General features: G+C 63.0%; 12 protein-coding genes. 7 read left to right on the top strand and 5 right to left on the bottom strand.

Going from position 1 to position 13,672, the window contains the following annotated elements:
* The first annotated feature begins 135 nt into the window (after positions 1–135).
* The 7 genes from RVM27_RS00115 (at position 136) to RVM27_RS00085 (ending at position 7,465) form a co-directional block, all read left to right on the top strand.
* Positions 136–1,668: a 3-hydroxyacyl-CoA dehydrogenase gene (locus RVM27_RS00115; protein ID WP_287808127.1), complete on the top strand. Its 1,533-nt coding sequence runs from the start codon at positions 136–138 to the stop codon at positions 1,666–1,668.
* A 44-nt stretch (positions 1,669–1,712) separates the two neighbouring features.
* Positions 1,713–2,921: a 3-oxoadipyl-CoA thiolase gene (locus tag RVM27_RS00110; protein WP_498941470.1), complete on the top strand. Its 1,209-nt coding sequence runs from the start codon at positions 1,713–1,715 to the stop codon at positions 2,919–2,921.
* Between the two features lie 101 nt (positions 2,922–3,022).
* Positions 3,023–3,844, top strand: a complete 822-nt coding sequence (locus RVM27_RS00105) for an IclR family transcriptional regulator (protein ID WP_227408077.1) — start codon at positions 3,023–3,025, stop codon at positions 3,842–3,844.
* 84 nt (positions 3,845–3,928) lie between these two features.
* Positions 3,929–5,041: an MlaE family ABC transporter permease gene (locus RVM27_RS00100; protein WP_193461933.1), complete on the top strand. Its 1,113-nt coding sequence runs from the start codon at positions 3,929–3,931 to the stop codon at positions 5,039–5,041.
* Entirely contained in the window at positions 5,035–5,856 is an 822-nt protein-coding gene (locus RVM27_RS00095) for an ABC transporter ATP-binding protein (protein ID WP_498941472.1), read from the top strand. The genes RVM27_RS00100 and RVM27_RS00095 overlap by 7 nt, the downstream gene beginning before the upstream one ends.
* A gap of 5 nt (positions 5,857–5,861) precedes the next feature.
* Positions 5,862–6,803: an MlaD family protein gene (locus RVM27_RS00090; RefSeq protein ID WP_498941473.1), complete on the top strand. Its 942-nt coding sequence runs from the start codon at positions 5,862–5,864 to the stop codon at positions 6,801–6,803.
* The gene (locus tag RVM27_RS00085) at positions 6,800–7,465 is read left to right on the top strand and encodes an ABC-type transport auxiliary lipoprotein family protein (protein WP_498941474.1); all 666 of its coding nucleotides are present in this window, start codon (positions 6,800–6,802) and stop codon (positions 7,463–7,465) included. Before RVM27_RS00090 ends, RVM27_RS00085 begins: the two co-directional genes overlap by 4 nt.
* Here RVM27_RS00085 and RVM27_RS00080 read toward each other — a convergent pair.
* The 5 genes from RVM27_RS00080 to RVM27_RS00060 form a co-directional block, all read right to left on the bottom strand.
* Complete coding sequence (locus RVM27_RS00080; RefSeq protein WP_498941475.1) at positions 7,462–9,324, bottom strand: protein kinase family protein; 1,863 nt, start codon at positions 9,322–9,324, stop codon at positions 7,462–7,464. The two genes, RVM27_RS00085 and RVM27_RS00080, sit on opposite strands and share 4 nt — an antisense overlap.
* A gap of 18 nt (positions 9,325–9,342) precedes the next feature.
* Positions 9,343–10,632 (bottom strand): 2-oxo acid dehydrogenase subunit E2, encoded by a 1,290-nt coding sequence (locus RVM27_RS00075; protein WP_287808140.1) that lies wholly within the window; start codon positions 10,630–10,632, stop codon positions 9,343–9,345.
* Between the two features lie 17 nt (positions 10,633–10,649).
* Entirely contained in the window at positions 10,650–11,627 is a 978-nt protein-coding gene (locus RVM27_RS00070; RefSeq protein WP_287808141.1) for an alpha-ketoacid dehydrogenase subunit beta, read from the bottom strand.
* A gap of 1 nt (position 11,628) precedes the next feature.
* Positions 11,629–12,831, bottom strand: coding sequence for a thiamine pyrophosphate-dependent dehydrogenase E1 component subunit alpha (locus RVM27_RS00065; RefSeq protein ID WP_498941477.1), 1,203 nt, complete (start codon positions 12,829–12,831; stop codon positions 11,629–11,631).
* Positions 12,832–12,965: 134 nt separating this feature from the next.
* Positions 12,966–13,637 carry an ABC transporter permease gene (locus RVM27_RS00060; RefSeq protein ID WP_498957099.1) on the bottom strand — a complete coding sequence of 224 codons (672 nt, stop codon included), beginning with the start codon at positions 13,635–13,637 and terminating at the stop codon, positions 12,966–12,968.
* Positions 13,638–13,672 lie beyond the last annotated feature (35 nt).

Here is a 13,672-nt window from a genome sequence, read left to right as displayed (position 1 = left end):
CCTAATGGTTTTGCATGGCGAAACCAGCGCTCACTCTCTTGTCAGGCACTTTTGCATAGCCTAGGATGGCAGTCAATAAACGAAATGCTATTTTGCAATGCAGAACAAAAGCGCTCACAGCGAGGATGTTGACCCATGTCCAATGACCCAATCGCCCATTCGTTCACCACTCTCGGCATTGTCGGCACGGGGGCCATGGGGAGAGGCATTGCCCAGCTCGCCGCGCAGGCGGGTCTGAAGGTCATGCTATTTGACGTCAAGGAAGGCGCGGTGGCGGAAGCGAAAGCCTTCATTCAAGGGTTATGGCAACGCAGCGCCGACAAGCAGCGAATGACCCAGGTTCAGGCCGAGCAGTATGGCGAGCGACTGATCGAGGCCCGCGATCTCACCGCCCTGGCCCCTTGCGACATCGTCGTCGAAGCCATTGTCGAGAAGCTGGACGCCAAACAGGAGTTGTTTGGCGATTTGGAGAGCATCGTTCGCCAGGATGCCGTGCTGGCCACCAACACTTCTTCGCTGTCGGTGACCGCGATTGCGGCCGCCTGCCAGCACCCTGAACGGGTGATTGGCTTTCACTTCTTCAACCCGGTACCGCTGATGAAAATCGTCGAGGTGATTCCGGGGCTGAGAACGGATCACAGCGTTACCCAGCGGGTCGATGCCCTGGGGTCTGCCATGGGCCACTTCACCGCCCAGGCCACCGACACCCCCGGTTTTCTGGTCAATCACGCCGGGCGAGCCTTTGGCACCGAAGCGCTGCGTATTCTGAGCGAGAGCGTGGCCGACCCCGCCACCATTGACCGCATCATGGTCGACCAGGGCGGCTTTCGCATGGGGCCATTCACGCTGCTGGACCTGACCGGTCTCGACGTTTCCCATGCGGTGATGGAATCGGTGTACCACCAATATTATGAAGAGCCGCGCTTTCGGCCCTCACCCCTGACCCGCCAGCGGCTTTCAGCGGGGCTGCTGGGGCGCAAGACCGGCGAAGGCTTCTACCGCTACGTGGAGGGCCAGCAGCAGATGCCAGAGGAGCGCCCCCGCCAGTCGACGCCTGCTTGCCCAGTGTGGATCAGCCGGGAGGACCCGGACAGCGCCGCTCAGCTTGCCGGGCTGGTCGAGGCCGCTGGTTGGCCGCTGGAGAGCGGGCAGCAGCCTTCTCCCGAGGCGCTGTGTCTGTTGACGCCGCTGGGCGAAGACACCACCCAGTGCGCCCTGCGCCAGGGCCTGAACGCCGAGCAGTGCGTGGCGGTGGACATGCTGGCAGGGCTGGAAAAGCGCCGCAGCCTGATGGCGTCGCCCTTGACCCGCGAAGGCTTCATCGAGGCCGCAGCCAGCCTGCTCAATGCCGATGGCACGCCGGTCAGCACACTTCAGGACAGCAATGGCTTCGTGCTGCAGCGGGTGGTGGCCTGCATCGTCAATGTCGGGGCGGATATCGCTCAGCAAGGGGTCGCAGCGCCTGCCACCATCGACCGGGCGGTAGAACTCGGCCTAGGCTATCCGTTCGGCCCGCTACGCATGGGCGACCACTACGGCGCCTCGCGCATCCTCACCATTTTGCACAACCTGCTGGACGCCACCGGCGACCCCCGCTACCGCCCCAGCCCGTGGCTGCGCCGTCGCGCTGCTCTGGGCATGTCCCTGACGGACGGGCCAACGGGCTGACAACCCAGTTGCCGATACGGCTCACCCAAACAAGGAGAACAACCATGCAAGACGCCTATATCTACGACGGATTACGCACCCCTTTTGGCCGCCATGGCGGCAGCCTGGCGGCCATTCGCCCGGATGAGTTACTGGGATTGACGTTAAAAGCGCTGGTGGCGCGCAATCCGTTTGCCCCAGAAAGCTACGAAGAAGTACTGGCGGGCTGTACCAACCAGGCGGGCGAAGACTCTCGCAACGTGGCCCGCCACGGGGCGCTGCTGGCGGGCCTGCCCATCGACGTCGCGGGGCAAACGGTCAACCGGCTGTGCGGCAGCGGCCTGGCCGCCATGATGGACGCCGCCCGGGCGGCGCGTCTGGGCGAAGGCGAGCTGTTCCTGGCGGGCGGAGTCGAGTCCATGTCGCGTGCGCCCTACGTGCTGGGCAAAGCCGACTCCCCCTACGCGCGAAATCAGCTTATGTTCGATACCGTGATTGGCTCGCGCTTCCCCAACCCGTGGATTGCCAGGGAGTACGGCAGCCACAGCATGCCGGAAACCGCCGATAACATCGCCCACGACCTGAACATTGGCCGCGACGCCAGCGACGCCTTTGCCGCCCGCTCCCAGGCTCGCTACGCCCAGGCTTTGGCCAACGGTTTCTATGACGGCGAGATGTTTGGCGTCGAAGTGCCCCAAGGGCGCAAACAGCCGCCGCTGCGGGTGGACAAGGACGAGCACCCCAGGCCGGAAAGCACCGAAGAGAAACTGGCCAGGCTGGGTGCGCTGTTCGACAACGGCGTCGTGACCGCAGGCAACGCTTCCGGGTTGAACGACGGCGCGGCGGCGCTGATCGTCGGCACCCTGGCTGCGGGCGAGCGTGCCGGGATTGCCCCGCGCGCCCGTATCGTCGCCAGCGCCGTGGCGGGCGTTGCCCCTCGGGTGATGGGCCTGGGGCCGGTGCCAGCGTCGCAAAAAGCGCTGGCCCGGGCTGGCCTTGAGCTGGCACAGATGGACGTCATCGAAATCAACGAGGCCTTTGCGGTGCAGGTGCTGGGCTGCGTTCAGCAGCTCGGGCTTTCCGCCGACGACCCACGCCTGAATGCCAACGGCGGCGCCATTGCCATCGGCCATCCGCTGGGTGCCTCGGGCGCGCGCCTGGCCCTCACGGCCCTGCGCCAGCTGGAAGCCACCGGCGGGCGCTATGCGCTGGTGACCATGTGCATCGGCGTAGGTCAGGGCATTGCCTCCATCATCGAGCGCCTGGACCGCTGACGCAGGCCAAGCGTTGATGGCACTTTGTCATCACGCTTTGCATCGCCCCAGCGCAGGTATGCGATACTTGCCACTCAATGAACGATTAGCCGAGACGCTTGATGGAACCCACCGACGCCGCTGCTGATGAGCCGCAACCCTCCGAAAAAGACCGCAACTTCGTCACCGCGCTGGCGCGTGGGCTGGAACTGCTCCGCGCCTTTGGAACGGGCGAGGAGTACCTGGGCAATGCAGAGCTCTCCAATCGCACCCGCATTCCCCGCCCCACGGTGTCACGGCTGACCTACACGCTGACCCAGCTTGGCTACTTGCAGCATAACCGCCATCTGGAAAAGTACCGCCTGGGGCCAGGGGTGCTGGCACTGGGCTACCGCTTTCTGGCCAACATGGGGATACGCGAAGTCGCCCGCCCCCATCTGCAGCAGTTTGCCGATGCCACCGACTGTAACGTCAGCCTGGGCAGCGCCGACCGCAGCGACATGGTGTATCTGGAAACCTGCCATGGCCACGGCCCGCTGATCATTCGCCTGGACGTGGGCTCCCGGCTGCCCATCGCCACGTCGGCCATCGGGCGCGCGTGGCTTTGCGGGCTGTCTGGCGAGCGTCGCCATCAGGTGATGCAAGAGCTGGCCGCGTTTCATGGCAGCGACTGGCCCCGCCTGCAGGCGGGCATCGAACAGAGCCTGCGCGACTATGCCGAGTACGGCTTCTGCCTCTCCGAACAGGATTGGCAGCGGGATATCAGCGCGGTGGCGATGCCACTGATTCTGGAAGATGGTGCGGAAGTCATGGCCATCAACTGTGGCGGCTCCAGCCTGCGGCTGGATCATGATCGCCTGGTCAACAATCTTGGCCCACGACTCAAGGAGGTCGCTGCCCGCATCAAGCAGGAACTCGCCCCCAAATATGGGGCTTCACGTTAATCCCGTTGCCGGCGACCTTTCATTAACGCTCGTTTGAATGCATCATGGAGCATTAATCGCCTTGTCGACACATAGGGAGCAGGGATGCCAAACGAGTGGGTCACGCAACACGATGATCACATAGCGCTGCACGGGGAATGGACGCTTCGCCACTATTCGGCCTTGAGAGACACGCTGAATCGACAGCAGGAGGTCTCTGAGGCGTCTATCGAGCTGCCCGGCTTCGACAAACTGGACACGGCGGGCGCCGCGCTGGTCATCGAGCTGGTAGGCGTTGACAACGCCAAGCAGGTAAATGAGTGGGCCAGCGAGCTACCGGACGCGCAGCAAGCTCTGCTGATGCGTCTGGCCGAGGCCATGGCATCCCCGCTGGAAAATGACCAACCGCGCGCCTCTCGCGTCAGCGAAGCGCTGGCTTCCATCGGTCAGCAGATGAGCGGTTTGTGGTCTCAGCAGCGTCAACTGCTGGGGTTCATCGGTCTGGTGCTGGCGGCCTTCGCCCCGCTCGTGTTTCGGCCCAGCCGCTGGCGCATCACCGCTACGGTGGCCCATGTGCAGCAAAGTGGCCTGAATGCCGTGCCCATCGTGGCCCTATTGACCTTCATGGTGGGGGCCGTGGTGGCCTTTCTCGGGGCCACGGTGCTGGAAGACTTTGGGGCCACGGTGTACACCATCGATCTGGTGGCGTTTTCCTTCCTGCGTGAATTCGGCGTGCTGCTGGCGGCCATTCTGCTGGCGGGGCGTACCGCCAGCGCCTTCACGGCGCAGTTGGGGGCCATGAAATCCAACGAGGAGATCGACGCCCTCAAAACCCAAGGGCTGGACCCCATCGAGCTGCTGGTGCTGCCCCGGGTCATGGCCATGCTGATCAGCCTGCCCCTGCTGGCCTTCGTCGGCATGCTCAGTGGCCTGGTCGGTGGCGCCATGGTCGCCACCCTCTCGCTGGATATCTCCCTGACCCAATTCATGGACACGCTCCAGAACGACGTCTCGGTGACGCATTTTCTGGTGGGCATGAGCAAGGCCCCGGTGTTTGCTTTCGTGATTGCCGTGATTGGCTGCCTGGAAGGCTTCAAGGTCAGCGGCAGTGCCCAGTCCGTGGGCACCCATACGACCTCCAGCGTCGTACAATCCATTTTCATGGTGATTCTACTGGACGCCCTGGCGGCACTCTTTTTCATGGAGATGGGATGGTAAAGGAACACCACAAGACCCCCAATGCCCGAGACGACCACGCGGCCATCACTGTCGAGGGGCTGGTCAACCGCTTTGGAAGCCACGTGGTCCACGAAGACCTCGACCTGACGCTGCAGCGCGGTGAAATTCTCGGCGTGGTCGGCGGGTCGGGCACCGGCAAATCCGTACTGCTACGCAGTATCGTCGGTCTCAAGAAGCCTGATGGGGGCCGCATCGACGTGTTGGGCAACCGGCTCGACGAGCTGAGCGATGCCGAGCGCAGCCAGGTCGAACGGCGGTTTGGCGTGCTTTTCCAGCGTGGCGCCCTGTTCAGCTCGTTGACGCTACAGGAAAACGTCGCGCTCCCCCTCATCGAGCACGCCAAGCTGTCCCGAGAAGAAGCCGAGTACCTGGCGCGCATCAAGCTGGCGCTGGTCGGCCTGCCCCCGCAGGCGGCGCGACAGTTCCCCGAGTCGCTGTCGGGGGGCATGGTCAAGCGCGCCGCGCTGGCTCGCGCCCTGGCCCTGGACCCTGACATTCTGTTTCTCGACGAACCCACCGCCGGGCTGGACCCTATCGGGGCCGCCGCCTTCGATCAGCTGCTGGTCACCTTGAGAGACGCCCTGGGGTTCAGCGTCTTTCTGGTCACCCACGACCTGGACACGCTCTACGCCGCCTGCGACCGCGTAGCGGTGTTATCCCAGAAGCGCGTGCTGGTGGCCGACACCCTGGAGAAAGTCGCCCAGACCGACGACGAGTGGATACAGGACTATTTCAATGGCCCCCGTGGACGCGCCGCGCAGCGCTCTGCCGAACCGACTTCCCGCGAGGAGTGAGACACATGGAAACCCGCGCGCACCATATCATGATCGGCTTGTTCACCGTGCTCACGGCAGCCGCTGCCCTGCTCTTTGCCCTATGGATGAGCCACGCGGCGGGCGAGCGCGACTACCAGCCCTACCGCATCCTGTTCGAGCGCAGCGTCAGCGGCCTGGCGGTGGGCAGCAAGGTGCAGTACAACGGCATCGAGGTAGGTGATGTCACCGAATTGAGCCTCAATCCGGATGACCCCCGCCAGGTGCTGGCCAGTATCCGGGTGTACGAAGACACCCCGGTCAAGACCGATACCCGGGCACGTCTGGCCTTTGCCAGCATTACTGGCAGCATGTCCGTTCAGCTGCATGGCGGCACGCCGGAGACCCCGCGCCTGCTGGACCAGAGCGATGACGACATGCCGTTCATTCGCGCCGACCCGTCGCCGATTGCCACGCTCTTCGAAGAGGGCGAAGAGATGATCGACAACATCAACGCCATTCTGAAAAACGTCAACGAGCTGTTCAGCGACGACAATCGCCAGGAGGCAGGCAACATTCTCACCAACGTTGCCCAGATCACCGACATGATTGCCTCCCAGCAGTCTGCTCTGGACGAGAACATGGCCCTGTTCGGGGAGGTCTCACGTCAGGCCACCGCCACCCTGGAAAGCATCGAGACCCTAAGCCAGGAAGCGCATTCGCTGCTCAGCCGCGAAGGTCGAGAGGTCATGCAGAGCGCCGAGAATGCCAGCCGCGACGTGGCCAACGCCGCCCAGCGCATCGAACAGCTGGTGGAGGACAATGCCGGTGCCGTGGAAAGCACGCTGCAAAGCACCCGTGATATTGCCCCGGCCCTGGCGGCGCTGCGCGCCACCCTGACCACCCTGGATCGCATTACCCGCCAGCTCGAAGAGAACCCCACCAACTTTTTGCTGGGCCGTGACCAGATAGAGGAGTTCCGCCCATGATGTTCAAGACCCTGCGAGCCAAAGCCCTGCAAATCAGGCCCCTTCGAAACGGTGCCCTTCGAATCCGCCCCCTGCGTACAGGCGCCCTGCTGATCATTCTGGCCACCCTGACGGCCTGTTCGATCCTGCCCGACAACGAACCGGCCACGCTTTATCGGCTGCCGGCCGTAGACACCTCAGGGCAGCCGAATGCAGCGGCCACCCACGCCATGACGCTGGGCATCGCCACGCCAGAAACGGGGCACTTGCTGGGCAGCAACCGCATGGTGGTATTTCCGGAAGGCAACGTGGTGAACGTCTACGAAGGCGCACGCTGGCACGAGGACGCTCCGGACATGCTCAAGGCCCGACTCATCGAAGGCCTGCAGGCCCAGCAGCGGTTTGCGAGCGTCGGCAGTGATCGCCTGCCCCACGACCTGACCCTGCTCAGCGAGCTGCGCCACTTCCAGAGCGAATACGACGATACGCCGCCCAGCGTCAACGTGCAGCTGGATGTACAGCTGGTTGACAGTAACCGCGCGCCCTTGGCGACCAGCAGCTTCGCCATACGCAAGCGTGCCAGCAGCGTCGCCATTGCCGACGTGGTCGATGCCTTCGGCGCAGCGTCCGATGATCTGAATCAGCAGTTGGGCGAGTGGCTGACCCGCGAGGTAACCCGCTAACGCGGATCGATTGCCCCACCGCTCAGCTTGCGCAGATAGTCGCGCGGGTCTCTGGGGTAGTAGTGGGCAGGCTGGCACTCCAGGTGGGTAAAGAACCGGGTGTCCTTGTAGGGCATTTTCATGAAGCCCGACACCCCCAGCCCTTCGATCTGATTGACGCTGTCCAGTATGTGCGCCAGCAGCGCAGAGAACGCCTGCTCTCGGCGCGGGTCCAGCAGACGGTAGTAGCTATGAATCTTCAGGTGTCTGGGCAGCGCCTCGAAGATGATCATGCCGGTATGGTGAATGTCATTGAGCTGCTCCAGCAGGGCCATGATGCTTTCGGGCAACACCAGCAGCTCTTCTGGATCCGGACCATCTTCGAAGTAGCTGTGCTGGCGGGTGCGATCCTCCATCTCCGGCACGGCGCTCACCTCATAGCCGATGGCCATACCCGGCTGCGCAGCGAACGATGCATCGGCGCTTTCCCGCTCCAGGTGCAGCGTCTGCCGCGCATTGAACAGGCAACTCTTGAAAATACCCTGGCGATGGATGGCCCGCGCCAGATGCACCATGTTATTTACCGCTTCGGTAAAGGCAGGCTTCAGGTCGGGGTCGTGCAGATTGAGCGACGAGTCGATATAGACGCCCTCCCGCTCCCAGCGCACGGCCAGCCCGCCCACCACGGGGTATTTGCCCAACCGGCTCACCGACGCCAGAAAGGCTTTCTCGGTGTCGCCCATGCCCTGCATGAACTGCTTGTAGTAGCGGTCCAGCTGCACGTCATTGACGTCATTGAGGGTTTCTTCGACGCTAGCCTCGCGCAGAAAGGCCTTGCGAGAGCTGTACACCACGGTATCGATCTCCCGACGCTGGCGATGCCCCCAGATCGGCACCAGGGGCGGCGGCGGCACGGCAGGCAAGTCGATCATCACGGTTCTGGCCATGCGCGGCATTTCACGAATGAAGTGGTCCCCCGCGCGGCGGCGAATGGCCGGGTCGGCATCCAGCAGCCCATCCAGCGTGCGGGCAAACTCGATGGGCAGGCCCAACGCACTGGCCGGAATCGCCCGGCAGCCAAAACGGCAGGACTGCGCCGATGCCAGGGAATACAGGGTCCCCGCCACCCCCTGTTCGTCGAAACGCGGCGATGACAGCGCGCCGTTGAGCTGCTCTTCGCCAATGAAGTAGACATCGCCCAGCCGTGCGTTGGTCTGCTGCAGGTTATCCGACATCAGCTCCATCACGTTGGCACCGACGAACTGCAGCGCCGCATCCAACTGGGCAAAGACCGATGACCCCCAATCGATCAGGGCAATGCTTTCCCTGCTGGCGTCGAACACCAGGTTGGAAGGCTTGATGTCGCCATGCACCACCGGGCGGGCATGGGGGCCGGTTTCCCGGCGCAGGGTGACCAGAATCTCTGCCAACTGCGCGGCAATATGCACTACCAGGCGCGGCGAGAGCCGCCCCTGGCGCAGCGATACTTGCTCGAGATTCCAGCCGGGCGCGCGCTCCATGACCAGAATTGACTGGCCGCGCACACGCTGATAGGCGATCAGCCCGGGAATCAGAGGGTGGCTGACCTGATCGAGCATGAACGCCTCTTCTTCGAGGCGCTCTTGCAAGTGGGTAGGCAGCGTGATGCGCGAGAACTTGAACACATAGTGGGTGGGCTGCCCCTGCTGCTGAGCGCTGCCCGCAAACACGAAACCATAGGCTCCCTTGCCAATCAACTCGATGTCCCGGTACCCCAGCTGCACCAGCTGAGCCTGGCACAGCGCTACCCAGTCTTTCAGCTTGCGCGCATCGTGATGGCTCAGCAGATAGACCGACTGCTCCTCTGGAATATAGAACTGCTGTAGCGCTGCCTGGCTCATGGGGGCAATGGCCTTGGGTCAGGCCAAATGCAGCAGCATGGTCTCTGGCGCTTCCAGAGACGCTTTCCAGTGGTTGCAGAAGCGTGCAATGGTGCCGCCGTCGATGAAACGATGGTCTCCTGCCCAGGTCACGGTCATGATGGCGCGTCGCTGCACGGCGCCCTCGGCATCGAAACGCGGCAGCCACTGGGTCTTGCCGATGGCCACGATGGCCGCTTCCGGGGCGTTGATGATGGGAGCGGCATAGGTGCCGCCCAGGGCGCCAATATTGGAAATGCTGATGGTGCCACCCTTGAGGTCCGCCTGATCCACACGACCTTCCCGCGCCGCCTGAGTCAATCGGCTCACCTGCCGGGCAATGTCCAGCAGGCTCAGCTGCTCCACCGCCTTCACGTTGGGCACCAGCAAGCCCGCCTTGCTGTCCACCGCCATGCCGATATTGCACTGGGCAAAATAGTGCAGCTCGTCCCCCTCGGCATTGAGCTGCGCATTGAGGATGGGGTGCTCGGCCACGGCCAGCGCCAGCGCCTTCATGAAGAAGGGCATCAGCGTCAGCCGCTCCCCCAGCGCTTCTACCCGGGGCTTGAGGCGCTCGCGCAGCGCCAGCAGTTCAGTGACATCCACCTCTTCCCCATAATGAAAGTGCGGTATGGTCGTCGCGGCTTCCACCATGCGCCGAGCCATGACGGCGCGCACGCCGCGCAGGGGCTCGACTCGGGCGGGCCCTGACTGGCCCGCCGCCGGTTTCCCTTGGGTGTGAGGGGCCGTGTCGCTGGGAGCAGTGTGGCTGGATTTCACATGTGCCAGCACGTCTTCCTTCAATACGCGGCCATCCTTGCCGCTACCGGCAATGTCCGCCAGCACCAGCCGATGCTCGCGCACCAGCCGCCTGACGGCCGGGCTGGCCGGGGTTTTCACCGCGCAGGCTGGCCCTTCCATCGGGCACTGTGGCGCCGATTGTTCGACGCTGGGCGATGGCGTAGAAGGTGGCGTTTTGCTGATATCAGCAGCGTCGCTGGCAGGGGAACGGGTGTTCTCTGAGCTCTCTTCTGCAACCTTTTCTGCACCCTCTTCTGCACCCTGATACGCGTAAAGCGGCGCATGCACCTTGGCGATTTTCCCCTGGGGTACATACAATTTGGTCACCGTGCCCGCTTCGGGCGCAGTGATCTCCACCAGCGCCTTGTCGGTCATGACCTCGACGATGGGCTGGTCTTCTTCGATGGCGTCGCCTTCGGCCACTCGCCACTCCACCACTTCACACTCGACGATGCCTTCACCGATATCCGGTAGTAAAAAATCACTCATGACCGTTCTCCCTTGCGTCAAAAATTCACGCTTTCGCGAATCGCTTCAAAAATTTTCAGATGGTCCGGCAGGTACTCTTTCTCCAGGATCAGCGGGAAAGGCGTATCCAGACCGGTCACCCGAGTAATCGGCGACTCCAGATAGAGAAAACAGCGCTCCTGTATCGTGGCGGCGATCTCACCGGCAAAACCTCCGGTCAGCGGCGCTTCGTGGCTGACGATCATACGACCGGTCTTGAAGACCGACTCGGCAACGGTATCCACATCCCAGGGCAGCAGTGAACGCAGATCGATGACCTCGCAGGCAATGCCCTGCTCTTCGGCCAGCTCGGCGGCCCTGCCGATCACCTCCATTTGCGCCCCCCAACCCACCAGGGTGATATCGCTGCCCTCCCTGACGACCTCGGCCTCACCAATGGGCAGCTGATAGTCGTCTTCGGGTACTTCGCCCACGGCGGCCCGGTAGAGGCGCTTGGGCTCCAGAAACAGGACCGGGTCGGGGTCACGGATCGCCCCCAACAGCAACCCCTTGGCCTGATAGGGGTTGCGCGGCACCACTACCTTCAGGCCCGGCGTGTGGGTAAAGTAGGCTTCCGGCGACTGAGAGTGATACAAACCACCCGAGATGCCGCCGCCATACGGCGTGCGGATGGTCAGGCCACCCACGTTGAACAGATCGCCAGAGCGGTAGCGGAACTTGGCGGTTTCGTTGACGATCTGGTCGAAGGCGGGAAAGATGTAGTCGGCGAACTGGATCTCCGCCACGGGCACCGAGCCCTGGGCAGCCAGACCGTTGGCAAAGCCGATGATGCCCTGCTCCACCAGCGGCGTGTTGAAACAGCGCGCCTTGCCATACTTCTCCTGCAAATGACTGGTCGCTCGGAATACCCCGCCAAAAACCCCCACGTCTTCACCAAAGCAGATGACCTTGTCATCTTCCGCCATGGCGATGTCCAGGGCGTTATTGATGGCCTGCAGCATGTTCATGGTGCTCATCCTAGGCATCTCCCTGTGCGTCGTGGGCCGTCGATACGCTGGGGTCCAGCGACTGAGCGCCGCGGGGGTAGGCATCGGGATAGCGGCGAATGTGCCGTTTCAACTGATCCAACTGGCGCTGCAAGGCGGGCGTCACGTCGGCATAGACATCGGTGATCAAGGAGTCCAGCGGCGGCGGCGGACGCTTTTCGGCGCGCTTCATGGTCTCCAGCACTTCCCGCCGCAGGCTCTCCTGCTGGCGGGACTCTTCGTCGTCGCTCCACCATCCTTTACTCACCAGCCAGCGCTGCATGCGCAATAGAGGGTCCTTGACTCGCCACGCCTCCTCTTCGCTCTTGGCACGATAGCCCGACGGGTCGTCCGAGGAGGAGTGTGCCGCCAAGCGGTACGACATGGCTTCGATCAGCACCGGCTGATGCTGCTCCACGGCTATCTTGCGCGCCTGACGGGTGGCTTCGAAGACGGCCAGGGCGTCGTTGCCATCCACGCGAATGACATGCATGTGATAGCCGAACGCGCGCGGGGCAATGCCATCGGCGGCAAACTGTTCGGTGGCGGGAGTCGAGATGGCATAGCCATTGTTGCGACAGAAGAAAATGACCGGCACCTGATGCACCGAGGCCATGTTCAGGGCGGCGTGGAAGTCGCCTTCCGAGGCAGCCCCTTCACCGAAGAACGTCAGGGTACAGTGGCCTTCACCCGCGAGCTTCTGGCCGTAAGCATAGCCGGTTGCCTGGGGAATCTGAGTGGCCAGCGGCGAAGAGATGGTCATGTAATGCAGCTTGCGGGAACCATAGTGGATCGGCATCTGCCGCCCCTTGCCATAGTCCAGCTCGTTGCCAAACAACTGATTCATGAACTCGTCGATGGAGAACCCGCGATACATGAGTGCTCCCTGTTCGCGGTACTGCGCCATGATCATGTCGGCATCGTCCAGGGCTGCGGTAGCTCCCACCACCGCGGCCTCTTCACCGGTACACTGCATGTAGAAGCTGAGCCTGCCCTGGCGCTGCGCGGCCATCATGCGCTCATCGAGAATACGCGTGGCCAGCATGGCTTGGTAGAGCCTGCGGGCGTGGTCGCGGCTCAAGGCGGGCTCATCGGCACCTTCATGGAGCTCGCCCTCGGGGCTGAGCACCCTGAAGGTGTCTATGGAGAATTCGTCGCCGGTCATGAAGGTCGGCTGATGTACGAACTGAGTCATCGTTATTGTCCTTGTTTTTACCCCTTTTGAGGGCAGTGTTGTTGGTGATGACCGTTTGTGCCAGTGGATTTATCTGACACATGTCAACGCAACACTTGGACAGTAACGCAGTCTCCTGCCGTTAGGGATTCAACTTAAGACGCAGATCGGCGTACAAGGCGTTGTTGGAGAGCATTGAAGGCGCTATCGACAGTGAGCGCCAGCAGGGCAATCGACAGCGCCCCCTGGACGATATACGCCATGTTGTCATTGATGATCCCCGCGATGATCGGGTCACCCAGATTACTGGCCCCCACGGTTGCGCCCAGCGCCGCCGTGGCAATGTTGATGGTGACCGAAGTGCGAACGCCCGCCAGAATGACTGGCAAGGCCAGCGGCAGCTCGACATGACGCAGCAGTTGCCAGGGCGTCATGCCCATGGCGATGGCCGCCTGCTTGACCACAGGATCAACCTCGTTGATCCCCGTCAAGGTGTTACGCACGATGGGCAGCAGACCATACAGCATCAGCGCCACGATGATCGGCAGCGTGCCAAATCCCAGTACCGGCACGGCCAGCGCCAGCACCGCCACTGGCGGGAACGTCTGCCCTAGCGACGACAGCTGAGCGACCAGCGGCAGGAAATCCCGCCCCTTGGCTCGGGTGACGGCAATGCCGGCCGAAACGCCCACCAGAAGCGTGACCAGCGCGGCCACGCTCACCACCAGCAGATGCCGCACCAGCAAATCGACAAAATCGGCACGCCCGTAGATCACCTGCCGCGCATTGGGCTCTACCCAGCGAAACAGCGGTTCCAGGGTGGGCATGGCCAACACCAGCACCAGCAGCAAGGCTGCCCAGG

The sequence above is a fragment of the Halomonas sp. KM007 genome (assembly GCF_050709225.1).
GTDB classification, from domain to species: domain Bacteria; phylum Pseudomonadota; class Gammaproteobacteria; order Pseudomonadales; family Halomonadaceae; genus Vreelandella; species Vreelandella hamiltonii.
This window is presented reverse-complemented; position numbering and strand designations above follow the sequence as displayed.